Origin of the sequence: Pseudomonas sp. MYb541, from assembly GCF_037479595.1 — a bacterium.
GTDB classification, from domain to species: Bacteria; Pseudomonadota; Gammaproteobacteria; order Pseudomonadales; family Pseudomonadaceae; genus Aquipseudomonas; species Aquipseudomonas canadensis.
On record NZ_JBBGYS010000052.1, the window covers coordinates 20,962 to 45,152 of the forward strand.

17 protein-coding genes are annotated in these 24,191 nt (G+C 61.7%); 10 read left to right on the plus strand and 7 right to left on the minus strand.

What is annotated here, in order from left to right; translation table 11 throughout:
* Window positions 1-4 precede the first annotated feature (4 nt).
* Genes WH299_RS25615 through WH299_RS25635 form a run of 5 tightly spaced genes read left to right on the plus strand, consistent with a single transcriptional unit; the run spans window position 5 to window position 5,879 of the window.
* A complete protein-coding gene (locus WH299_RS25615) occupies window positions 5-937 on the plus strand; it encodes a DUF58 domain-containing protein (protein ID WP_068935907.1) in 933 nt (310 codons plus the stop codon).
* On the plus strand, window positions 934-1,428 hold the full coding sequence (locus WH299_RS25620) for a DUF4381 domain-containing protein (RefSeq protein ID WP_028616472.1): 495 nt from the start codon (window positions 934-936) through the stop codon (window positions 1,426-1,428). The genes WH299_RS25615 and WH299_RS25620 overlap by 4 nt, the downstream gene beginning before the upstream one ends.
* A complete protein-coding gene (locus WH299_RS25625; RefSeq protein ID WP_122728225.1) occupies window positions 1,421-2,509 on the plus strand; it encodes a vWA domain-containing protein in 1,089 nt (362 codons plus the stop codon). The genes WH299_RS25620 and WH299_RS25625 overlap by 8 nt, the downstream gene beginning before the upstream one ends.
* Window positions 2,506-4,242 carry a tetratricopeptide repeat protein gene (locus WH299_RS25630; RefSeq protein WP_028616474.1) on the plus strand — a complete coding sequence of 579 codons (1,737 nt, stop codon included), beginning with the start codon at window positions 2,506-2,508 and terminating at the stop codon, window positions 4,240-4,242. Before WH299_RS25625 ends, WH299_RS25630 begins: the two co-directional genes overlap by 4 nt.
* The gene (locus WH299_RS25635) at window positions 4,239-5,879 is read left to right on the plus strand and encodes a BatD family protein (RefSeq protein WP_339496485.1); all 1,641 of its coding nucleotides are present in this window, start codon (window positions 4,239-4,241) and stop codon (window positions 5,877-5,879) included. The genes WH299_RS25630 and WH299_RS25635 overlap by 4 nt, the downstream gene beginning before the upstream one ends.
* 83 nt (window positions 5,880-5,962) lie before the next feature.
* Here the strand turns inward: WH299_RS25635 and WH299_RS25640 are convergent, their stop codons facing one another.
* Window positions 5,963-6,238, minus strand: a complete 276-nt coding sequence (locus WH299_RS25640) for a type II toxin-antitoxin system RelE/ParE family toxin (protein WP_122728229.1) — start codon at window positions 6,236-6,238, stop codon at window positions 5,963-5,965.
* A complete protein-coding gene (locus WH299_RS25645; RefSeq protein WP_122728231.1) occupies window positions 6,238-6,510 on the minus strand; it encodes a CopG family ribbon-helix-helix protein in 273 nt (90 codons plus the stop codon). The genes WH299_RS25640 and WH299_RS25645 overlap by 1 nt, the downstream gene beginning before the upstream one ends.
* Before the next feature lie 418 nt (window positions 6,511-6,928).
* Between WH299_RS25645 and WH299_RS25650 the strand changes: the two genes are divergently transcribed.
* From WH299_RS25650 to WH299_RS25660, 3 genes are read left to right on the plus strand one after another with little or no spacing between them, the layout of a single operon-like run.
* Window positions 6,929-8,170 carry an exonuclease SbcCD subunit D C-terminal domain-containing protein gene (locus WH299_RS25650; RefSeq protein ID WP_339551653.1) on the plus strand — a complete coding sequence of 414 codons (1,242 nt, stop codon included), beginning with the start codon at window positions 6,929-6,931 and terminating at the stop codon, window positions 8,168-8,170.
* On the plus strand, window positions 8,167-11,805 hold the full coding sequence (locus WH299_RS25655) for an AAA family ATPase (protein ID WP_339551655.1): 3,639 nt from the start codon (window positions 8,167-8,169) through the stop codon (window positions 11,803-11,805). Before WH299_RS25650 ends, WH299_RS25655 begins: the two co-directional genes overlap by 4 nt.
* Entirely contained in the window at window positions 11,802-12,395 is a 594-nt protein-coding gene (locus WH299_RS25660) for a glutathione S-transferase (RefSeq protein ID WP_323625139.1), read from the plus strand. Before WH299_RS25655 ends, WH299_RS25660 begins: the two co-directional genes overlap by 4 nt.
* Before the next feature lie 126 nt (window positions 12,396-12,521).
* Here WH299_RS25660 and WH299_RS25665 read toward each other — a convergent pair whose 3' ends face one another.
* From WH299_RS25665 to WH299_RS25675, 3 genes are all read right to left on the minus strand, one after another.
* A complete protein-coding gene (locus WH299_RS25665) occupies window positions 12,522-12,701 on the minus strand; it encodes a hypothetical protein (protein WP_016980181.1) in 180 nt (59 codons plus the stop codon).
* Window positions 12,702-12,857: 156 nt separating this feature from the next.
* Entirely contained in the window at window positions 12,858-14,033 is a 1,176-nt protein-coding gene (locus WH299_RS25670) for a lactonase family protein (protein WP_339551657.1), read from the minus strand.
* Window positions 14,020-14,307 carry a DUF5629 family protein gene (locus tag WH299_RS25675; RefSeq protein WP_339551659.1) on the minus strand — a complete coding sequence of 96 codons (288 nt, stop codon included), beginning with the start codon at window positions 14,305-14,307 and terminating at the stop codon, window positions 14,020-14,022. The genes WH299_RS25670 and WH299_RS25675 overlap by 14 nt, the downstream gene beginning before the upstream one ends.
* 141 nt (window positions 14,308-14,448) lie before the next feature.
* On the opposite strand from WH299_RS25675, the gene WH299_RS25680 reads away from it, so the two are divergent.
* A complete protein-coding gene (locus WH299_RS25680; protein ID WP_339551661.1) occupies window positions 14,449-19,281 on the plus strand; it encodes a dermonecrotic toxin domain-containing protein in 4,833 nt (1,610 codons plus the stop codon).
* A 63-nt stretch (window positions 19,282-19,344) separates the two neighbouring features.
* Here the strand turns inward: WH299_RS25680 and WH299_RS25685 are convergent, their stop codons facing one another.
* Together WH299_RS25685 and WH299_RS25690 are read right to left on the minus strand one after the other, a co-directional pair.
* Window positions 19,345-21,720, minus strand: coding sequence for an efflux RND transporter permease subunit (locus WH299_RS25685; protein WP_033902391.1), 2,376 nt, complete (start codon window positions 21,718-21,720; stop codon window positions 19,345-19,347).
* A gap of 15 nt (window positions 21,721-21,735) precedes the next feature.
* A complete protein-coding gene (locus WH299_RS25690) occupies window positions 21,736-22,764 on the minus strand; it encodes a WD40/YVTN/BNR-like repeat-containing protein (protein WP_323625158.1) in 1,029 nt (342 codons plus the stop codon).
* A gap of 306 nt (window positions 22,765-23,070) precedes the next feature.
* Between WH299_RS25690 and WH299_RS25695 the strand changes: the two genes are divergently transcribed.
* Window positions 23,071-24,186, plus strand: coding sequence for a Gfo/Idh/MocA family protein (locus WH299_RS25695; RefSeq protein WP_339551663.1), 1,116 nt, complete (start codon window positions 23,071-23,073; stop codon window positions 24,184-24,186).
* Window positions 24,187-24,191: the final 5 nt, after the last annotated feature.

The following is a 24,191-nucleotide window of genomic DNA, read 5'->3' on the forward strand; positions in this document are numbered from 1 at the left end:
ACCCATGAACGCCGGTGATGGGATCCGCGCCACGCTCAGCGAATTGATCGAGATGCGCCATCGCGTGCGCGAAGTGCAGCTGTTTTCCACGCCGAGCCAGCGCAGCCCATTGATCGGCCTGCACCACTCCAAGCTGCGCGGGCGTGGCGTGGACTTCGACCAGGTGCGCGTGTACCAGGCCGGCGACGATGTGCGCACCATCGACTGGCGCGTCACCGCACGCACTCAGGAGCCGCACACCAAGCTGTTCCATGAAGAACGCGAGCGGCCGATCTTCATCATGGTGGAGCAAAGCTGCCGGCTGTTTTTCGGCTCGGGGCAGATGTTCAAGTCGGTGCTGGCCGCCCAGGCCGCCAGCCTGATCGGTTGGGCCGCGCTGGGGCATAACGACCGTGTGGGCGGGCTAGTGTTTGGCGACAACGAGCATTATGAAATCAAGCCGCGCCGCAGCAAGCAAAGCCTGCTGCAACTGCTCAACCGCTTGGTGCGCGTCAACCAGAGCCTGAGCACCGAAAGCCGCCCCGAAGCCGACGCCCTCGGCATGGCCCTGCGCCGTGGCCGCGAGGTGTTGCGCCCTGGCAGCCTGGTGATTGTGATCTGCGACGAACGTGCGCTGACCGAAGGCGCCGAGCAACAGCTGAGCTTGCTGTCGAGACATTGCGATTTGTTGCTGCTACCGATTTCCGATCCACTCGACCACGCCCTGCCTGCCGCCGGGCTGCTGCGTTTTGCCGAGCGCGGCGCCCAGCTGGAACTGGACACACTGAATTTCGACCTGCGCCAGGCCTACAAGGCCCAGGCCGAAGCGCGCATTGCGCGCTGGGAGCTGCTCGCGCAGAAACTGCGCGTGCTGTTGATGCCCCTGAGCACCCAGAGCGAAATGGTCGAGCAACTGCGCGAATACCTCAACCCGCAACGCCCGGTTAAAAAACAATGAGCAGCCTTGACCAACTGCAACCGCTGATCGCCCCACCCGCCATCGGCTTCTGGCCGCCCGCGCCGGGTTGGTGGCTGTTGCTGCTGGTGATTCCGCTGCTCGGCTGGGGCCTGTGGTCACTGCGCCGCTTTCTGCCGACCCGCCGCCCCATCGCCCGTGCCGAACAACCGCTGGACCCGCTGCGCATCGCCGCCCTGGCAGAGCTTGCGTTAATGCCCAAGCCTTACGATGGCGCGCCCGCCGGTGCCTGGTTGCAACAGCTCAATGGCCTGCTCAAGCGCTTGTGCCGCAACGACTACCCCTACAGCCAGAGCCACACCCTCAACGGCCGCAAATGGCTGGCATTCCTCGACAACCGCTGCCCCGCTGCCGGCCTCACGCGCTGGATGGTATTGGTAGAAGGTGCCTATAAACCCGAATGCAAACTCGACGACAAGGCCATCGCCGGCCTGACCCAAGCCGTCGACACCTGGATTCGCAAACATGTTTGAGTTCGCCTGGCCGTGGATCTTTGCCCTGTTGCCCTTGCCGTGGTTGATGCGCCTCGTGCTGCCGGCCGCCGACAGTGGCGAGCCCGCGTTGAAAGTCAGCTACCTCAGCGACCTCGAAGGCCTGGCCCGTCGCCGCGCCCGCGTCAACCTGCCTGGCTGGCGCCAGCAAGCACCGTTCGTGGTGCTGTGGTTGCTACTGCTCACCGCTGCCGCGCGCCCGGAATGGCTCGGCGAACCGCTGCCAATCGCTGCCAGTGGCCGTGATCTGTTGGTGGCAGTGGACGTTTCGGGGTCCATGGATTTCCCGGATATGAATTGGCAGGACGAGGACGTGAGTCGCTTGAGCCTGGTCAAGCACCTGCTCGGCGATTTCCTTGAGGGGCGCGAAGGTGATCGCGTCGGCCTGATCCTGTTTGGCAGCCAGGCGTATCTGCAAGCCCCGTTGACTTTTGACCGTCGCACCGTGCGCACCTGGCTGGACGAAGCGCGCATCGGCATTGCCGGCAAGAACACCGCGATTGGCGACGCCATCGGCTTGGCCCTCAAGCGCCTGCGCCTGCGCCCGGCGCAGAGCCGCGTGCTGATCCTGGTCACTGACGGCGCCAACAACGCCGGGCAGATCGACCCGCTGACCGCCGCGCGCCTGGCGGCTGAAGAAGGCGTAAAAATCTATCCAATCGGCATCGGTGCCGACCCGGAGCAAACCGGTTCCTTGGGTATTCTGGGCATCAACCCGAGCCTGGACCTCGACGAACCGGCGCTCAAGGCCATCGCCGAAGCCACCGGCGGCCAATATTTCCGCGCTCGCGATGGTGAAGAGCTGCAAGCGATCAAAGAGACGCTTGACCAACTGGAGCCGGTCGAACAGCAACCCACCCAAGCACGCCCGGCGCTGGCGCTGTACAGCGCGCCACTGGCCCTGGCCTTGGTGCTGAGCATGTTGCTGGTGATTCAAGAACGCTGGCCGAACAACGCGTTGCAACGGCTGTTCAACAAACTGTCGAGCAAGGGGATATTCCTGCAACAACACCCTGAGTGGCGTCAGCGCCTCAAGCGCCTGCGTTTGCGGAGACGTCGATGATCGACCTGTGGCCGCACTGGTTTCGTCCGTGGTGGTTGTTGCTGCTGCCGTTGCTTGGCTGGCTGCTGTGGCACCTGTGGCACCGGCAAAAACGCGCCGGGCGTTGGCAGATGATCCTGCCGCCGGCCTTCCATGCCGTGTTGCTCAGTGGTGGCAACGGCCGCGAGAGCAAATCACCGTGGATAGTGCTGGGCATTGCCTGGCTGCTGGCCGTGCTGGCATTGCTCGGCCCGAGCTGGCAGCGTGTGGAGCAGTCCAGCCAGAAGCCTTCCGACCCGTTGGTGGTGTTGCTGGAGCTGACCCCGGAAATGCTCGCCACCGACAGCCCGCCCAACCGCCTGGAGCAGGCACGCCGCAAGCTGTACGACTTGTTGCAGGCGCGCACCGATGCGCAAACCGCCATCGTTGTGTATGCCGGCAGCGCACACACCCTAGTGCCACTCTCGGACGACCTGGCCACCAGCCGCAACCTGCTGGAAGCCCTGCGCCCGTCGATCATGCCTGAGCCGGGCCATCGCGCCGACCTGGCCGTCGAGAAAGCCCTCGGCCTGCTCAAGCAAGGTGGCCTCGGCCAGGGTCGCCTGCTGCTGATTGGCTCCTCGCTGTCCAAACAGGAACGCCAGGGCATCCGCCTGTTGCTGCAAAGCGCCCAGGCTCCCACCCTGTCGATTCTGGGCATCGGCAGCCGTGAAGGCACCCCTGTGACCCAGGAGAGCGGCGAATTCCTCAAGGACGAACAAGGCGCGATCCTCGTCCCACGCCTCGATAGCCCGACACTCAAGGCCTTCGCCAGTGAAATGGGCGGCCGCTACCGCGCTGCGCGCCTGGACGACAAGGACCTGCGTCAACTCGGCGTGCTCGACCCGCCACAAACCCTGCGCAACGACGGCCAACTGCTGCACCTCGACACCTGGGCCGACCAGGGTTACTGGCTGCTCCTGCCCCTGCTGCTGCTCGCCGCCTGCGCCGGGCGGCGTGGCTGGTTGTTCTGCCTGCCGCTGCTGCTGTTGAGCGCGCCGCAGCCCAGCTACGCGTTCGGCTTGCAGGACTTGTGGTTGCGCCCCGACCAGCAAGGCCAATACCTGCTGAAGAAAAAACGCCCCGCCGAAGCCGCCGAACACTTCCAGGACCCGCAGTGGAAAGGCGTGGCGCTTTACGAGGCAGGCAACTATGCCGAGGCGATCAAGCTGTTTGCCGAAGGCAATGACGCCTACTCCCACTACAATCGAGGTAACGCCCTGGCCAAGTCCGGTGAGTTGGAAGCCGCCATCGACGCCTACGAACAAGCCCTCGAAGCCCAGCCCGACCTGCAACCGGCCCTGAAAAACAAGGCGTTGGTGGAAGCCCTGATGCAGGAACAGGCCGAACCGGAGCCCACCGAGCCTGCAAAAAACGAGGATGACGAAACCACCCAACCCGGCCAAACTGCGCAACCGGGTGCCAGTGGGCAAAACGCTACGGGGGGCGAGCCGCCGTCCCAAGGTCAGGGAGCCGGCACTGACGACACCCAGCCCGGCAACACACCGCAAACCACGGGTAACGAAGTGCCGGGCAGCGAACTGGGTGACGAACAGACCACCACCCCGCCGCTACGCCCCAATGACGCCAGTCTCGACGGTGAACACCGCCAGGCCCTGGAGCAATGGCTGCAGGAAATCCCGGACAACCCCGGCGAACTGCTGCGCCGCAAATTCTGGTACGAACAGCAACAACATCAGGACAAGACTCGATGAGCCGCCGCACCACCCTACTGCTCCTGCTCGCCCTCTCGGCAGGCCACGCCCAGGCGGCGAACCTGTCCGCCAGCGTCGACCGCAGCCGCGTCAACTCCGGGGAAACGGTGGAACTGACGGTGGAATCCAGCGACGTCACGCAGTTCGGCAAGCCCGACCTGTCGCCGCTGGATGCGCAGTTCGAAGTCAGCGGCACGCGCCAGATCAACCAACTCACCACCCTGGGCGGCGATAACCACGCCACCACACGCTGGATCATCACCCTGTTGCCCAAGGAAAACGGCACAGTGGTCATCCCGCCCCTGCAAGTGGGCGAATACCAGACCCAGCCGATCAGCCTGCAAGTGGTCGAAACCGCCAGCCAGAACACCGCCGCCGAGCTCGCGCCGGTGTTTGTCGAGGCCAACCTCGACCAGACCAGCGTCTACGTCCAGGCTCAGGCGCTGTTGACCGTGCGCGTCTACCACTCAGTGTCGCTGTATGACGACAGCAGTCTCACACCCTTGCAAATTGCCGATGCGCGCGTGGAGCAGTTGGGCGAGTCGCGTACCTACGAAAAGGTCATCAACAGCATCCGCCACGGGGTGATCGAAACCCGCTACGCGATCTATCCGCAGCACAGCGGCACCCTGGCGATCCCGGCGCAGACCTTCAGCGCGACACTGGTGGAGTCGCGCCCGCCCCAGGAAAACACCCTGCAAGGCACCAAGCCCGGCAAGCTGATCCACGTCAGTTCTGCGCAGTTGCCGCTGGTGGTCAAACCCAAGCCCGCGCTGTACCCCGCCGATACGCCATGGCTGCCGGCACGCAGCCTGACCCTCAGCGAAAACTGGAACCCAGAGCCTGAGCATGTGCAGGTCGGCGACTCCCTGACCCGCAGCCTCACAGTCAAGGCCGAAGGCCTGTCCAGCGCGCAGCTGCCTGCGCTGCCCAGCACCGAGATCAACGGCCTGCGCCGCTACCCGGACCAACCGTTACTCGGCAACCAGACCAACGACCGTGGCCTGATCGGCAGCCGCGAAGACCGCGAAGCCCTGGTGCCCACCCGCGCCGGCAGCCTGGAACTGCCCGCCGTGGACGTGGTGTGGTGGAACACCCATGAAGATCACTTGGAGCGCACCAGCCTGCCGGCGCGCACCGTGCAGGTTGCGATCAACCCTAGCCTGGCAGTGGACACGCCCGCCACCCCCACAGTCATCACCGCGCCGGACGATGAACGCCTGTGGCTGTGGCAGCTGAGCACATTGGTCCTTACCTGCACGACCCTGCTGGGTTTTGGCTTGTGGTGGCGTGCCCGCCGGCAACCGGCCGTGTTGCGCGCCGCACAAACCGGCCCGAGCCCGCGCACGCTGCTCGACGACCTCAAGCGCGCCACCCAGGCCAACGACCCGCATGCTACACGCCAGGCCCTCGACGCCTGGGCGCGGCAGCAGCCGGAAACGCTCGCGGATATGGCGGCGCGGTTTGTGCCGTTGTCGGATGCGTTGGATGGGTTGAACGGCGCGCTGTACAGCGAGAGTGGGCATTTCTGGCTGGGTGAAGACCTGTGGCGTGCGGTGAAGGCGATTCCGATGGCTGAGCGTGAGCTCGATCCTGCGGCGGATACCACCAGCTTGCCGCCGCTCTATCCCAAGTAACGCGGATCCAACCAACACCACAAAACCCTGTGGGAGCTGGCTTGCCTGCTCCCACAGGGGACCTTCAGCGTTTGATCGATAAGCTACCGATCCTCTCGGGTATGCCACAGGCGCAACAGATAGACAGTGGAACCCACTATCTCGTAACGCATTTCGTAATGACCGATCTGAATCCTGCGCACATCCCTGGGCTCGAACTCTTCCAGGCGTTCGCCGATACGAGGGTTAGCGAGCAGCGTCATGGGCGCAGCGGTAAGTTGCTGCACCGTTCGCGCAGCGGCGGGTTGATTGACCAATGCTAGAAACTCATACAGTCGGGCGAGGTCGGAAAGCGCTTTGGCCGTCCACTTCAACTCCATCAGCGCGGCACCGGCAATGGCGCATCGCCGCTGAGGCTATCAGCCCAGGCCTGGACTGCCTGGTGGTCAATCACGCGGCCAGCGTCAACATCGGCCAAGGCCTCGCGGGTCAGACGACTACGCTCTTCTTCCTGGTCAATCCAGGCAGACAGCGCCTGCTTGACGATCCAGTTTCTGGAGCGTTCCAGACGCTCTGCCATCAAATCGACCTTTTGGGCCAGTTGCTCGGGCACGTGCGCGGTGACAGATCTGGTTTTAGAGGGGGTGGCCATGTGGGACGACTCCTGATTGGTAGAGTTCTCTGGTGGCTTTAAGTATGCGCCACGACGCAGCAATCTTAATCAAAGTTAATCATAGTGAGTAACTGTACAACATCAACCGCCCTTGCGCCTGCTTACTCCACTGGCAAAGTGTCGCTCCGTCGCTCCGTCGCTGCGCAGCCGCGACCGCGACCGCAGCGGGCACCATCCAAGGGATGAGCAGTGATCAGCACTTGATCAACAGCGCCAAAACACTCGCCGACCGTGCGCTGGACTGCCTGCATAGCGCATAGCCCCTGTGGGAGCTGGCTTGCCTGCGATAGCGGTGGGTCATCCAGCAGATTTTTCGAATGACACACCACCATCGCAGGCAAGCCAGCTCCCACACAGGTAAACTCCCCTCCTTTTCATCTCTTCAACGGAGTTCGCCTTGCGTCTGTTTCACACCTCCGACTGGCACCTGGGCCAAAACCTCCACGGCCAGGAACGCGACTTCGAACACGCCTGTTTCCTCGAGTGGCTGCTGGGCCAACTGAAAGCCCATCTGCCGGATGTACTGCTCATCGCCGGGGATATCTTCGACACGGTCAACCCACCGCTCAAGGCCCAGGAGCGTCTGTATGACTTCATCATCAGCGCCCACGAACAGAACCCCAAGCTGACCATTGTGATGATCGCCGGCAACCACGATTCCGGCTCGCGTATCGAATTACCCGCGCCACTGATGCGCCGCCTGCGCACTCATGCGCTCGGCCGCGTGTTGTGGCTGGATGACGGCCAACTCGACGCCGAACGCCTGCTGATCCCCCTGCCGGACGCCAAAGGCAAGATCGCCGCCTGGTGCCTCGCGTTGCCGTTCCTGCGCCCGGCAGAAGTGACCGGTGCGCACTTGGGTGACGACTACCTGCGCGGTATCGGCCAGGTGCATGAATGGTTGATCGCCGCCGCTAACGCCAAGCGCAAAAAAGGCCAGGCGCTGATTGCTATCAGCCATGCGCACATGGCCGGTGGTTCAGTGTCGGAAGACTCCGAGCGCAGCCTGATCATCGGCAATGCCGAGGCGCTGCCGGCCAGTCTGTTTGATCGAAGTGTCGCTTACGTTGCCCTCGGCCATTTGCACAAACCGCAGAAGGTCAATGGTGAGGAACGAATTCGCTATAGCGGTTCGCCGATTCCGCTGTCGTTTTCCGAAATCGGCTACAAGCACCAGATCCTCGACGTCACCTTCCAAGGCCAGTGCCTGGTAAGTGTCGAACCGCTGCTGATTCCGCGCTCGGTCGACCTGCAACGCCTGGAAGCCGCGCCGCTGGCCGATATCCTCAAGGCCCTGGCCGAATTGCCCGACGTCGACCTGCTGGCCGAAACCCAGCGCCACCCTTGGCTGGAAGTACGCGTACGCCTCGACGAACCGCAACCCGACCTGCGCCAGCAGATCGAAAGCGCCCTGCAAGGCAAGGCCGTGCGCCTGGTGCGCATCGCCGCTGAATACGCAGGTAAAGGCAGCCGTGAAGACGAAGGCGACGACCGCCTGATCGAACTCGACCAGCTCACGCCCCAGGAACTGTTCAGCCGCGCCTGGCAGGACAATTATGGCAGTGAAGTGGATGAACAGACCTTGAAGGACTTCGCCGTGCTGCTCCAGGAAGTGCAACAGGAGGATGAACAGCCATGAAGATCCTCGCTATCCGCTTGAAAAACCTGGCTTCATTGGCTGGCCCGTTTGAAATCGACTTTACCGCCGAGCCCCTGGCCAGTGCCGGATTGTTCGCGATTACCGGGCCGACCGGCGCCGGTAAAAGTACCCTGCTCGATGCCTTGTGCCTGGCGTTGTTTGGCGCCGTGCCGCGCCTGGGCGACACCGGCCAGGCGAAGATGCCGGATGCCGACAGCGACATTTCCATCGGCGACCCGCGCACCCTGCTGCGACGTGGCACCGGCGGCGGTTATGCCGAAGTGGATTTCGTCGGCGTGAGTGGCCGGCGTTATCGCGCGCGCTGGGAAGCCAATCGCGCCCGCGACAAGGCCAGCGGCAAGTTGCAGAACAGCCGCCAGAGCCTGATTGACCTGGACAGCGACCAACTACTGGCCAGCCAGAAAACCGAGTACAAAACCCAGCTGGAACTGGCCCTGGGCCTGAACTTCGAACAGTTCACCCGCGCCGTATTGCTCGCGCAAAGTGAGTTCAGCGCCTTCCTCAAGGCCAACGACAACGAGCGCAGCGAACTACTGGAAAAGCTCACCGACACGGCCCTGTACACCCAACTCGGCCGGCGCGCGTTCGACAAGGCCAAAGAGGCCCGGGATGCGCACAAGCAGTTGCAGGACCAGGCCACCGGCGTGGTGCCTTTGGCCCCCGAGGCACGTGTGGAGCTGGATCAGCAGTTCGATGCTGCACAACAGCAACTCAAGACCCAGCAAGCCCAACTCAAGCAACTTGAACTTCAGCACACCTGGCTCAAGGAGCTGCGCGAATGGCAGGAACGCCAACTCGCCGCCACCGAACAACTGCAGCGTGCACAGGCCGAATGGGATAACCAGCGCCAGCAACGTGAAGACCTGGGCCGCCTGGACCAATTGGCGCCACAACGTCATCAGTTTGCGCGTCAGGCAGAAGTCGGCAGCGTGCTTGCTCCGTTGGCCGCGCAGATTCAGTCGCATATCCAACAACAAGCCCAATTGCACACCCGCCAGGAGCAGGCCCAGCAGCAACAAGCCAGCGCGCAAACTGCGTTGGCTGAGGCCCTGAAAAACCAAACTGATGCCGTGCCATTGCTGCGACAGGCGTTTGAAGAGCAAAGCACCCTCGCCCACTTGACCAAAGAGCTGGCCAAGCGCACCGAGGACAAACAGCAGCACGAAAGCGCCTGCACCGAAGGTCAGGCCCAACTCACCGGGCTGCTGGAAAAACAGAGCCATGTCGCTGAACGCCTGCAACGCCTGGCGACCGAGCTTGAGCACAGCGCCGTCCTCGCGCCACTGAGCGATGCCTGGAGCGCCTACCGCGACCGTCTGCAACAGCTGACGCTGATCGGCAATCGCCTGAATAAGGGCCAGGCCGAACTGCCGCAATTGGAACAACGCGCGACCAGCGCCGCCGAACAGTTCACTCAGCAACGCGAAGCCCTGGACCTGCTGTATCAGGAAGCCGGTGCCGAACCTCATGCCGTGGCCGAGCAGATCCAATTGCTGGCGAGCCTGCTGCAAGACAATCGCAAACAACAACGCGCCTTCGAAGACCTGACGCGCCTGTGGGACAACCAGCAACAGCTGGACCAACACGCCGCCAGCCTGACGCAAAAGCTCACCGATGCCCAACAGCAACGCGAACAGTTGAACCAGACCGGCCTGCAAACCAAGGCCGAGCTGACCGTTGCCGAACAGACACTGAACGTGACCAAACAACTGCTGGAACGCCAGCGCCTGGCCCGCAGCGCCAGCGTCGAGGAGTTGCGCGAGCAGTTGCAGGACGACCAACCCTGCCCGGTGTGCGGCAGCCACGAACACCCGTACCACCAACCCGAAGCGTTGCTGCAAAGCCTCGGTCGTCATGACGAAAACGAAGAAGCCACCGCGCAGAAAGCCGTGGACAGCCTCAAGGAAAAACTCACCGAGTTGCGCGGCGAAGTGGGCGGTTTGATCGCCCAGCAAAAGGAATACCTGCAACAGCAGGAACACCTGGCGACGCAACAACAAGCACTCCAGCCAAGCCTGGATGCGCACCCGCTGGCCGCGTCGTTGCTCACCCAGGAAGCCGCCAAACGCAGCGCCTGGCTTGAGCAGCAATTGGGCCAACTGAGCCAAAGCATCACTCAGGACGAACAACGCCAAAGCGCCCTGCTCAACCTGCAACAAAACGCCGGGCGCTTGCAGCAGCAACTGCAAGCGGCCCAGGAAGCCAGCCAGCAGGCCCGTCAATTGCTGGTCGATCAGCAACGCGAGCTGACCAGCGACCGTGAACGCCTCGACCAGGAACTGAGCGCCTTCGCCAGCCTGTTGCCCGCAGAAATCCTGGATGGTCTGCGCGCCGAGCCGGCTGCTACCTTCATGCAACTGGACCAGCAAGTCAGCCAGCGCCTGGAGCAACTGGGCCATCAACGCGATGAGCTGGCCGAGCAACAAGAACGCCAACAGGCGATCGAGAAGGAACAGACCCACCAGCAACATCGTCAGCATCAGCTTGATGCGCTGATTCAGCAGGTCACCGAACTGACTGCCCACCAACAGACGGCCCAGGAAAAACTCAGCGCGCTGCTCGGTGAACACACCAGTGCCGAACACTGGCAGCAACAGTTGGATCAGGCCGTGACCCAGTCACGCCAAAGCGAAACCGACGCCAACAAACACCTGCAAGAAATCCACAACGCCCTGATTCAACTGGCCGCCGACCTCAAGGCCCAGCAGGAGCGTGAACAGGCGTTGCAGGCCGAACAACAGGCCCTCGTCACGCGTATCAGCGAATGGCGCGCCTTGCATCCGGAACTCGACGACGCTGGCCTCACCCGCTTGCTGGCCTACGATGACGCTCAGGTCAGCCAATTGCGCCAACAGTTGCAGCACAGCGAAAAAGCCGTCGAACAGGCCAAGGTGTTGTTGCAAGAGCGCGAACAGCGCCTCGCCGACCATCAGGCCCTGCACAATGGCAACCTTGCAGCCGAGGAGCTGGACAGCACCTTGGCCACGCTCAATCAACAACTGGCCGAGAGCGAGAAACACTGCGCCGAATTGCGCGCGCGCCAGTCCGAAGACCAGCGCCGCCAGGACGCCAACCAGGCCTTTGCCGAGCAGATCGCCAAGGCCTATGACGAGTGGCAACGCTGGGCACGCCTGAACGCGCTCATCGGCTCGGCCACCGGCGATACTTTCCGCAAGATCGCCCAGGCCTACAACCTCGACCTGCTGGTGCACCACGCCAACGTGCAACTGCGCCAACTGGTACGGCGTTATCGCCTCAAGCGCGGCGGCAGCATGCTCGGCCTGTTGGTGATGGACACGGAAATGGGCGACGAGCTGCGCTCGGTGCATTCATTGTCCGGCGGCGAAACCTTCCTGGTCTCACTCGCGCTGGCCCTGGGCCTGGCGTCGATGGCCTCCAGCACATTGAAAATCGAATCACTGTTTATCGATGAGGGCTTCGGCAGCCTCGACCCGGAATCCCTGCAATTGGCAATGGACGCGCTGGATGGCTTGCAGGCCCAGGGCCGTAAGGTTGCGGTGATTTCCCACGTGCAGGAAATGCACGAACGCATTCCGGTGCAGATCCAGGTCAAGCGCCAGGGCAATGGCTTGAGCACGTTGGAGGTCAAGTGAGCGAGGCGCTGCTGTATTCGTTCCGGCGCTGCCCCTATGCGATGCGGGCGCGGCTGGCCCTGCGCTACTCGGGCGTACCGGTGCGCATCGTCGAGGTGAGCCTCAAGGCCAAGCCCGCAGAAATGCTGGCGCTGTCGCCCAAGGGCACGGTGCCAGTGCTGAACGTTGACGGGCAGGTGATTGAAGAAAGCCTGGAGATCATGCAGTGGGCCTTGGCGCAGAACGATCCGGATAACTGGTTGCTGCAAGGCGACCCGGCCGTATTCGCGTTGATTGCCGAGAACGACCAGGACTTCAAGTATCACTTGAATCGATACAAGTACGCCGAACGCTACCCGGAACACTCAATGGAACAGTATCGGGCCGACGGTGAGGTGTTCTTGCAGAAGCTGGAAGATTTACTGGCGGACCGCGCCTATTTGCTGGCGGATCATCCGAGCCTGGCGGACATGGCCCTGGCGCCCTTTGTGCGACAGTTTGCCCATGTGGATCGGGAGTGGTTTGCCGCATCGCCATATACCCAGTTGCAGGCTTGGCTGCAGCGTTTCCTGGAATCACCGCTATTCATCTCGGTAATGGCGAAAGCCTAAGCCCAGCACAAACAAATGTGGGAGCTGGCTTGCCTGCGATAGCATCACCTCGGTATCACTGACACACCGAGTTGAATTCATCGCAGGCAAGCCAGCTCCCACATTTGACCGTGGCTCACTGCAGGCTCATTGCTGGGTTTTGTGATCCAGTGCGGCGTAGAAGTTGGCGCTTTGTTGCAGGTATTTCTGGGTGTAGGCGCTGGTGCTGGATTTTTTGCCGGAGACTTCCACGCTGGCCGCGGCTGGCAGGGCAACAGTGGCGGAAACAGCGGAAGCGGCGATGATGGAGAAGAGATTCAGATTCATGTCGGTAACCCTTGTGTTCGTTTGGTTGAGTGGCCGGGGAAGGCCTTGGAACCAAACTTACGCCCGAGGGCTAAGCCTTAGAAATGCTTTGAAACAGTAGCCGCTATTAATGGAATTAATAGAAAGGCTCAGGCCCCGCATGGCGGGGCCTGTGGCTTATTGACGCACCAGGAACTTGAGGTCGCTGGGCGCATCAATCGGCAATTTCTGCACGGTTTTACCCAGCAGGCCGGTTTTGGGGTCGCGTTCGACCACCACGATTTCGTTGCTTTTCTGGTTGGCGATCAGCAAGAACTTGCCGCTCGGGTCCAGGCTGAACTCGCGCGGATGGTCACCTTCCACGGAACGGCGTTGCAGTTCCTTGAGGTGCGCGGTGGCCGGGTCGATGCTGAACACCAGCAGTTGATTGGCCGTGCCACGGTTGCTCAGGTACAGGAATTTGCCATCGCTGGAGGCATGCAACGCGGCGCCGGCCTTATCGGCCACCGGTTGCCCGGCGGCGAAGTCCACCAACTGCGTCTGGGTCAGTTGGCCGTCCTTGTAATCGAACACCGCCACCTGCGCGCTCATCTCGGTGGTCAGCCAGGCATGCTTGCCATCCGCACTGAACAGCAGGTGGCGCGGACCGCTGCCGGGCGGCAATTGCACCGAGGCCGGGTTGGCCGGGGTCAACGGCAGCTCATGGTTGGCCTTAGGGTCGTAGTGGTAGGCAAACACCTTGTCCGCACCCAGGTCCTGCACAAACACGTATTTGCCATCCGGCGACGACACCACCGAATGCACGTGGTTGGACGCCTGGCGCTCAGGGTTGACGCGACTGGCCGGGTGCCCGCTCAGTTGCGCCGGAGCCGACAGCTTGCCCGTGGCATCCACCGGCAGCACCGCCAGGCTTCCGCCCGGATCTTCCAGCACCGAATAGTTGGCGACGAACAGGTAGCGTCCATCGGCAGCCACGCTGGAATGGGTCGGCTCATTGCCCAGGCTCTGCACCTGGTTGATCAACGTCAGCTGATGATTCTGCGGATCGATGCTGTAGCTGCTCACTCGCCCGACCGGGTCTTTCTGGCCTGGACCGTTCTCGTTGACCACAAACAGGTGCTTCTGGTCCTTGGAGATCGTCAGCCACGACGGATTGGCCGCCTTGGCCGCCAACACCGGCTGGCCTTGGAACTTGCCGGTACGGCTGTCGAATTGCAGGCGATAAATGCCTTCGCTGCTGCCGGCGGTGTAGCTGCCGACCAACAGCTCATAGGTGTCGGCCGGCGCGGCCTGTACCGACATCGCACCAACACTGCCCGCCATCAGCAGGGGCCAGAATTTACGCATCATCATCCGCTTCATCCTCGTCGTTATTGTTGCCGGTGAACGCGCTCAGACAGATCAGGCGGTGCTCGCCCGAATCACCGGTAAGGGTCCAGCTTTGCAAGGTCTCATCAAAGGTGGCGGACTGCACTTGCTCCAGGCTGAAGCGCCAGCGTTTTTCCACACGGCCGTCCATGGAAGTGATAAGCAGCGCCTCTTCATCGAGTACGAAGTCGAAGGCATGCAGCCCGTCGATTTCAAGCATGTCAGAGGTTTCAAGGACGGCAGGCAATTTCTCAGTCATCACAGTCTTTCATCAGTTTCAAAGGGCTAATCATAGGCCAGTTTGCCGCCAGGGCCTAAACCCATAACCGGCTACCGCATCGCCGCGACTTAGCGCATTACCTTGATCGGGCGTGTCTTTATCCAACGTAAAGGAATACCTATGCCAGACCCGAATACGCCCGCCGCTGCCCAGCCGACTCGACAAGCGGTAGAGGCCCGGTTTGCCACCCGCCCAACTCTGCGCACCGTCACTGCCGAGCTGCTGGCCAATAACCTCAAGGAAAAATACCCGCCCCTGACCTACCCGCTCCAGGATCTGCGATTGGCCGTCCCCCGTGAAGGCGGCGGCCGCGACCTGCTCCCCGTATTCGAGGTTGCGCTGAGCCTTATGGCCGACGGCAGCTTTCCCGATCTCTCGATGCGCTATGGCCTGGACGCCTACTTGAGCGACGCCACCGGCACCCGTCTCATCTATCAGGTCAACGGGCACCGCGACTACGACCTACGGATCATCGAAGCTGTCCTGCGAGAGTTGCCCTCGCTGGTTTTTATCGCTTTTCAAGAGGCATTGGCAGCCTATTGGAGCGAGGACAGCGACGCCGGTGGCAGTCGCTGGCAATGGCTGGCCCGGGTGCTGCAAGGTGAACTGCTGAACTCAGCGATTCGCCAACCCGCCACGTTGAAAACACTCGGTACGCTGGCTCGCTACCCCGACCGGGTAACCCGCGCCCAGCGCCCCGGGCCCGAAAACGCGATACACGCCTACACCCTGCAAACCCGCTTGACCCGCGCAAGCAGCCGACTGACCGTGCAAGCCTACGACCTCCTGGTGGTCTGCCGCGAGCAGGTGTTGTTGTGCCGCCTTGACGGCCGGATCGAGTCCTATCCCGACCTGGATGCCTTCGGCAACGCATGGGCCGAGGGTTTCAATGCCGACAGGATCACCTGGCAGCAGTACGAGCCTGACGGCAACATCTTTGAGGTACAGGCCGCGCTGCTCTTCAACCAGCAACTGGATGACCTGGCCGCCATTCGCCTCCCGGCCCTGTGGACAGTGCCGACGATGGAGCATCAGTTTGCCGTTGCCACGAATCCGGCGCGCTTGTTCAAGCAGACGTCCACTGCTCCCCTGGCCATCCTGACGCCAATCCAGGCGGCCCTGCCTGACTGGCTTCGACGTGCCAACGCAGCCGATCGCCTCACTTATCGCGAATGCCTGCTCGAACAGGCCAGTAGCAGCCGCCTTGCACTCGGTGACTCGGACTTCGACGGCCTGGAAACACTGCACAGCTACACGACCCAGCACTTGAACAACCAACTGTGTCTGGATCGCGCGACGGCCCTGCGCAACGAACGTCAATGCAACGACGCTGCGCTGTCTGCAGCCTACAGCGCCGAAGACTTGCTGCTGACCTTTCATGTCGCGGTGGGCACCCTGGAGAGCGGGTATATCGAACCGGTCACCATGAGCCTGGTCGACCTGGCCCTGAAAAACCTCTCGGGCGCGCCCCGAGGCAGCATGACTCTCAGCCATCGGACGGGCCGTTCGCTCGAAACCTGGCTAACGGCCGACTACATCAGACAACTGGTCCAGCGTGTCGACATTGGCAAAAACTACCCCGCCTATTTGCGCCGGGAGCTGATGAGTGACACCGCGACGGCACGAAAACGCCAGCGGCTGTTCCAGCAGCAGCGGCCCGTTCACCTGAAAACCCAGGCGCTGGAGCATGCCATCAAAGGCGAAGCAGGCCTGACTCCGCGTGGCTTTCGTTGCGTGAATGCGCTGGTCAATCCGGACCCGATGGAGCGCCGCGTCGAGGGCGACGAAGTTGTCATTCGCCCGCTTGCCTTGGTGCGCCAAACCGGCGCCACCGCGGATGTGGTGCAAAACATGTTCATCATCGAACCACGCGATACGCAGCGGGGGCCGCACCTGCTTTATCGCCCGGCCTACCGCGACTCATTGCTGGAGTTTGCCAGTCGCGAACACCTGCTGGCCGCCATTGTGCAACCGGGCGCCCTGCAAGACAGTGTGCTGGTCTGGTTGGCGGACGGTGCTCGAGCGATCTACAGCAATGGCGGATTTGTCCAGCCGCATTACGTACGCATAGGCATGGGCTCGGAGTTCGACGCATTGCCCAGCGTGCCCAAACCTGCTGAGTTGGCGAAGGCCAACGACGAAAGCGCTGATGAAGTCCTGCAAGCGCTTGGCAACGGCAGCCTAATGGAATACCTGTTCGGCTGCGAAGCCCGCCAACTGCTCGACCAGGCCGAACGCGAATCCACCTCCAACCGCGAAAGCCGCTGGGCGCTGATCCTGGAAGGCATGCAACTGGGGTTCAACACACTGTTGATGGCCGTGCGCGGGCCACTGGCGGCGGTCGGCTGGTTGCTGCAACTGACCCAAGGCCTCAGCCATGACCTGCCGGCGCTGGAAAACACAGACGCCACGACACGGGAGCTGGCCTGGATCGACTTGCTGCTTAATATCGGCATGCTGCTGGTGCATCAGGGACCGCTCGTCGCAGCGCCCGAACGCCAACCTTTAAGGCGTCCGCCCGCCAACCCATTGGCCGTTGTGGCGCGCGGTACCATTGGCCTGCCCGCCGAACCACCGGGCGGTGGTCATACGTTGCTGGACTTTGATCTCTCCCTGGCCAGCGACAGCGCCTCGGCAAGACTGTTGGAAAAACTGCGGGCCGTGAGTGTGGTTTGGCCGACACCGGCACCCGCACCGGTCAGTACCGGGGTGCACCAAGGGTTGTACAGCATCAATGGCCGCTGGCACGCCTCGGTCGCGGGTTTGCTCTTCAGGGTCAATATCGTTCAGGGCTTCGGCGACGTTTACCTGATCCACCCACAGAAACCCAACCACCCCGGCATCAAGCTGAAAACCGACGGCCAAGGCCATTGGACGCTGGACCGTGGCCTGAAGCTGGTCGGCGGCGGGCCCAAACGGATGGCGGCCTTGCGCGGGGAGAACCAGCGCAGGAAGGCTGAGGTGCTCGAACGCATGCCCCTACTGTATGCAGAAATAACCCAGTTGATGGCGCCGTTCCGGGCGTCAATGGACCGCATGTCACCCGCGCTGGATGCCTTGAAAAACCAACTTAAAACCGTGCAGTTGGTGTGGAACCTCCTGAAAAGCGCCACGGATGCACAACGGCCGGCCCTGGAAATACGCCATCGCAAGGAAACACTCAGGCACCAGGAGGTGCGCACCGAGTTTCAAATTCTGCTGCATAACCTTGAGGCACAATTTGCCCAATCAGTACCGCCTCGCCTGGAGATGGTCAAGCTGGGCCAGGAACTGGAGAAAGTCGGCGGCGCCGCCGTGCATGTGCATGACCGCGCAAAAATCCTGGGAACCATTTGGGATCAGCAACTCTACATTCACACACTGGTATTGGCCCGGTTGAACGCCATTCGCTTTTCCAGCGCGGGCGAGCCAATGTCAGAAATGGCAAGCAGGATGTTTATCAGTAACGTGCTTGACGACCCGTCGGTCTACGACGAATACATCCGCAACAGTGTTGAATCGGCGAACATCCGCCTGCACATGGCCGATATTTCCGTTGCCATGGAGGCCACTCTTGAACAGCTAGCGCAAGACTCGGTGGCGGGACGTGCGATACGTCAGGAGCGGCTGGCGCAAATCCAGTCCCCGCAGAACTTCTTTGCCGACAACCTCAAACTCAACGCGCTGAATTATCTCGCTGCCGCCAGCGTGGCGGGGGTTGATCGACGGCTGCCGCCTCAGGAAGATTTTTACATCAAGCGTCTGGAGCAGACCGATTTTTTTGAAGCCCTGGTGTCCCACATCGAAGTGCGTAGCGGCACTGAATACCCGCTGGTCGAACAGCGTAATGTCTACGAGACGGTCCTTACCCAGTACCGGCGTTATGAGGATGCGATTCGTGCCCTGAAAGCCATCAATCCACAACGCCTGCGACCCGAGGCCGAGCGTCTGCTGAAGGGGCTTGAGTACGCCCAGGCTTTGGCGCAGAACGAGTTGGAGGCAGTGGTGCGCAAACAGGAGGCGCTGGACGTCGAACTGCCCCTGGCAAAAACCCTGCGCCCCAAGGACCCGGCCAAGCGTGTATTCAAAACCCGAAAAAAGGCCTACCTCATCGGCGCGTTCAAGCCGGGGGCCGAAGAACAAATCACCCTCACCGACACGCTGACCGGCGAAAACATTGCCTCGTTCAGCCAGCATGAAGATGGCTGGGAAACGACTGCCGAAAAGCCCACCGCGCCGTCGGATTCCATACCGCTGGACCGATCCCTGAGAACGCTCAAAGGCCTGGCCCAGGCACTCATCGACCAGCGCAAAGGCATTGAGCAAGCCATCACGGCGGACCAGAAAAAACTCGACTCGTCGCTCACCCGCCAACACGCCCGCCCCGGCGACTGGGATGAACTGCTCACCCGGCACGCCCATAAGCTCACGGCGCTTGCCGATGAAATCAAGCGCGACCACCTCGATAAACCCTCGGCCCAGGGCCTGATCGATGAATACCTGGCACAGGCCAAGGACATGACAAGGCTGGCGGAGCGCCTTTGCAGCGACGCATACAAGCGCCAATGGCCGACCCAGGAAAGCCTGACGTACCTGTGGGCGCACAAACAAATCGATATCAACCTGACAAGCCTGGCCGACCCGCAACGCCCGACGCTCAGTGGCGATTTCTTCACTGAATATGCGGTGTATGACAAGGCCAGGAAACCGCCAACCGTGTTGTGGTATGCCCACTTCCATTACGCCAGCGCCGACGCGCCACCCGCCCGGTACACCCGGGCGCATCTGAAATTGCCGGAGCAACGTAAATACACGCAGAAGGATTTGCTCAAGGAACACGTGCAGGCCTATTTACGCCAGCAGTTGGAGCCGAGCGCCGAACCGCTCAACCGGATCCTGTATGTGTTGATCACCCCGCCTTTGGACAAGATATTCCTGGCTATCGCGCAGACACCGCGCGCCAGTCAGCCCTGATAGCAGGCGAAAAGTAACCTGTGGCGAGCCCGCTCGCCACGACAGGTCTGCTTGCCTCATGGATCAGTGGGCAAACAGCGAGTTGCCCTTCTGCCCCGCGAGCTTCTCGGGTTTGATCAGGAACCGCGCCAGTGCCGGCAACAGCCACAGCGCACCGAACATGTTCCACAGCAGCATGAAGGTGAGCATCAGGCCCATGTCGGCCTGGAACTTGATGGCTGAGAAGATCCAGGTGCACACGCCGATTGCCAGGCACAGGCCAGTAAACAGCACGGCCTTGCCGGTGGACTTGAGCGTCTGGTAGTACGCCTCTTGCAGCGGCAAGCCGGCGCGCAGGAAGCTTTCCAGGCGGCTGTAGATGTAGATGCCGTAGTCCACGCCAATGCCCACGCCCAGCGCCACCACCGGCAAGGTCGCCACCTTGACGCCGATGCCCATGAACGCCATCAGCGCGTTGCCCAGCACCGAGGTCAGCACCAGTGGCAGCACGATGCACAGGGTCGCCGCCCAGGAGCGGAAGGTGATCATGCACATGGTCGCCACGCACAGGTACACCAGGATCAGGATGGTCAGTTCTGACTCCTTGATCACCTCGTTGGTGGCCGCCTCGATCCCGGCGTTACCGGCGGCGAGGATGAACTCCAGGCCGTCCTTGTTGTTCTCCTTGGCGAAGTCCTGCACGGCATGCACCGCGCGGTCGAGGGTTTCGGCCTTGTGGTCGTTGAGGAACACCAGCACCGGCGCCAGGGAGCAGTTGTTGTTGTACAAGCCATCGGCACGGGCGATGGAGTTGTTCAGCACATCCGGGTTACGCGACAGGGTTTCCCATTTCAGGTTGCCCTCGTTCATGCCCTTGATCATTTGCTTGGACACGGTCACCAGCGAAATTGCCGACTGCACGCCCTCGGTGTTCTGCATCTTCCACATCAACTGGTCGATGGGCGCCATGGCTTCATAGCGCGAGCAGCCTTCGGCCTTGGTCTTGACCATCACCACCAGCACGTCGGAACTGGTGGAGTAGTTGCTGATGATGAAGTTGTTGTCTTTGTTGTAGCGCGAGTCCGGGCGCAGTTCCGGCGCGCCTTGGTCGAGGTCGCCGATCTTGAGGTTCTGGCTGTACCAGAGACCACCCCCAAAGGCGATCAGGGCCAGGAAGATCGAGACCGGTGCGACTTTCGGGCTGGCGAATTTCGACAGCAGGCGCCAGAACGGGTGTTCGCGGTTTGCGTCTTTCTTGCTCTTGGCGATGGCGCGCTTGCTGATGCCGACGTAGGAAATCGCCACCGGCAGCAGGATCAGGTTAGTGAACACGATCACCGCCACGCCGATAGAGGCGCCGATGGCCAGTTCACGGATCACGCCGATGTCGATGATCAGCAGTGTGATGAAGCCCACCGCGTCAGCGAGGATCGCGATCATTCCCGGCAGGAACAGTTGGCGGAAGGTGCGGCGTGCAGCGGTCAGCGCGTTGTCCGCCTCGCTGGATTGCAGGGCGATACCGTTGATCTTCTGCACGCCGTGGGAAATACCAATGGCGAAGATCAGGAACGGCACCAGCATCGAGTAGGGATCCAGCCCGAAACCAGCGGCATGCATCAGGCCCAGTTGCCAGACCACCGCCACCAGGGTGGTGCTCAACACCGCAATGGTGCTGCGCAGGCAGTTGGTGAACCACAGCAGCAGGACCAGGGTAATACCGAACGCCACACCGAAGAACAGCACCACCATGATCAGGCCATCGATCAGGTCACCGACTTTCTTGGCGAAGCCGACGATGTGGATCTGGACGTTGGGGTTCTGCTCCTGAAATTTGGTGCGGATTTTGTCTTCGAGTTCATGGGAGAACTTGCGGTAGTCGAGGGCCAGCAACTTGCCTTGATCCTGCGGGTCCGGGTAGGACTCCAGCAGCGGGATGTCGACGATGCTCGATTTGAAATCGTTGGCCACCAGGCGCCCGACCTGGCCCGACTTGAGCACGTTGTTGCGCAACTGATCGAGGCTTTCCGGCGAACCGTTGTAGCTTTGCGGGATCACTTCACCGCCGGCAAAGCCCTCTTCGGTCACTTCGGTCCAGCGTACGCTGGGGCTCCACAGCGACTTGAGGCCCGAGCGGTCGACGCCGGAGATGTAGAACACTTCGTCGTTGATCTGACGCAGGGTCTCCATGTACTCCTTCGTGAAGATGTCACCGTCCTTGGCCTCCACCGAGATGCGCACCGTGTTGCCCAGATTCGCCAGGTCATTGCGATGTTCCATCATCTTCTCGATGAAGGGGTGCTTGAGCGGAATCATTTTTTCAAAGCTGGTGGACGGGCGAATCAAGGTCGCCTGCCAGAACAGGAAAATACTCACCAGCAGGCAGATCACGATCACTGCCGGGCGGTTGTTGAAGATCAGGCGCTCAAGAAAGGTCGCTTTATCGTTGTGATGACTGCTCATTCTTTCCCCGCCTTCTTATTGTTTTGTAGGTTCGGCGCCATCGGCTTTAGCGACGCGAACGCCCCCCTGCCCGGCCAGAATCAAGTTGCCATTACCCGCCGCCGTGACGGACGACAGGGAAATCCGATCCGGACGGTTGAACACGCTGAAGGTCACGCCGTCGTCATGGCTGACCACCACGCTGCCGCCGTTGCCGACCACGACAATCGAGCCGTCCTCCAGCAAGGTCGCGCCGGACAAACCAAACTCCAGCGCTCCCCGCGCAGCGTTCAGTTCGACGGGCTCCCAGGTGCTGCCGAAATCCGTGGAACGGTACAGGTTGCCGCGCAAGCCATAGGCCAGCAGGGTTTGCGGCTGGGCGGTGCCGATCACGCCGAACAGCGAGCCCTCGTAGGGGCCTTCGAGTTTCTCCCAGGTCTGGCCGTCGTCGCTGGAGCGGAACATGCTGCCCTGCTCGCCGACGATGAACAGCCCGGCGTCCTTGATGTGGGCGATGGCGTTGAGGTGGTACTGGTCTTCGTTGTCGAGGCGGTCGCTGACGTCTTCCCAGGTCTTGCCGCCGTCGGTGGTTTCGATCAACGCACCGTAGGCGCCGACCGCCAGGCCGTGATTGGCATCGTTGAACCACACGTCGAGCAGCGGGGCTTCGCGTTTAAGATCCTGGTACTGCTGGGTCCAGGTGGCGCCGCCGTCGGAACTGGCAAGAATCTGCGCATCGTGGCCCACCGCCCAGCCCTGCTTGTCATCGACGAAAAACACTGCCGTGAGCAACTGTCGGGTGGGGACTTTGGCTTGGGTCCAGGTGCTGCCCTGGTCATCGGAATAGAGGATGTGCCCGCGATCACCGACCGCCACCAGGCGCTTGCCCGCGTGGACCACATCGATCATCAGGCCTTTGGCGGCCTTGGGGGATTCAATCGCAAACGAGGTATCGCTGGCGGCCTGGACGGCTGGCGGTAACACGACAGCGCCAAACAGCGAGAGCGCTGCGGCCAGCATCGCAACCCTGCGTGCGGCGCGTGGGCGGCAGACAACCCAACCCATGACAGGCTCACTCATAGACCTTTCTCCCATTTATTATTGTTATCGCTGCCTTCCGGGGCCTTGAAACCTGCAATCTAGAGCGCCTGGAGGAAGCAGGGGCCATCCTATCGGGCTTTCGAATCGTCTGACAATCGGCGCTACGTTATCTTTTGTTAACTGAGCCCCTTTCGTCAGCGCCTGAATATAGCTGCATTCGCAGGGCTGATCGCCGCAGCGTCAATGAATTTTTATTCTATCTATTGAAATATGGGAATATTTATTCCATTAATAGTCCTCCTGAAAACAATAATCCAAAGGACCACGGCGATGCGTGAACTCGGAATCGGCTTGATCGGCACAGGCTTTATGGGGCGCGCCCACGCCCTGGCCTTCAATAACGCCCGCGCGGTATTCGAGCTGCCGGTACACCTCAAGCTGGCAGCACTGGCCGACGCCGACACCGAGCGCGCGCAACGCTGCGCCAAGGACTGGGGATTTGCCCAGGCCCATGGCGATTGGCAGGCGCTGATCAATGACCCCAACGTCGACGTAGTGGCCATCACCACACCCAACCATTTGCACTACCCCATGGCCATGGCGGCCATCGCGGCGGGCAAGGCGGTGTACTGCGAAAAACCCCTGGCCGTGAGCCTGGAACAAGCCGATGCCATGCGCCGCGCCGCCAGTACCGCGGGCGTGGTGACGCGGGTGGGCTACAACTACCAGCACAACCCGATGATCACGCTGGCGCGGCAGATGATTGCCAGCGGCGAGTTGGGCGAGATCATCAGCTTCCAGGGCGAGTTCAGCGAAGATTTCATGGCCGACCCGGCCTCACCATGGTCATGGCGCTGCGAAGTCGAGCATGCCGGCGGCGCCCTGGCGGACCTGGGCAGTCACTTGCTGTCGATGGCGCGTTATCTGGTAGGCGACGTGGTGAGTGTGTGTGCCGACACCCAGACCGTCCACGCCCGACGACCTGTCGTCAAAGGCAGTGCGGAGTTGAAACCCATCGCGGTGGATGACCAGGTGCACGCCCTGCTGCGCTTCGCCAATGGCGCGCGTGGAACGGTGAGCAGCAGTTGGCTCAAGCAGGGGTACAAAAACCACCTGAGTTTCGAAATCAGCGGGACCCATGGCACCTTGGCATTCGATCAAGAGCGCTTGAATGAATTACAGGTGTGTCGCGTCGGCCAGGACGGTTTCCAGCGTTTGCTCGCAGGCCCTGCCCTGCCCGGTTATGCGGCGTTCAGCCCGGCGGCGGGGCATCAGTTGGGCTACAACGAGTTGAAGACGCTGGAAGTTCAGGAGTTGATTCTGGCGCTGGCCGGTCAAGGTACAGATGGCACCGACTTTGAGGCAGCGTGGGAAGTGGAGCGGTTGGCGACGGCGATTCGCGTGGCGGCCAGAGAAGAACGCTGGGTAACCGTGAACTCACTCTAAAATCC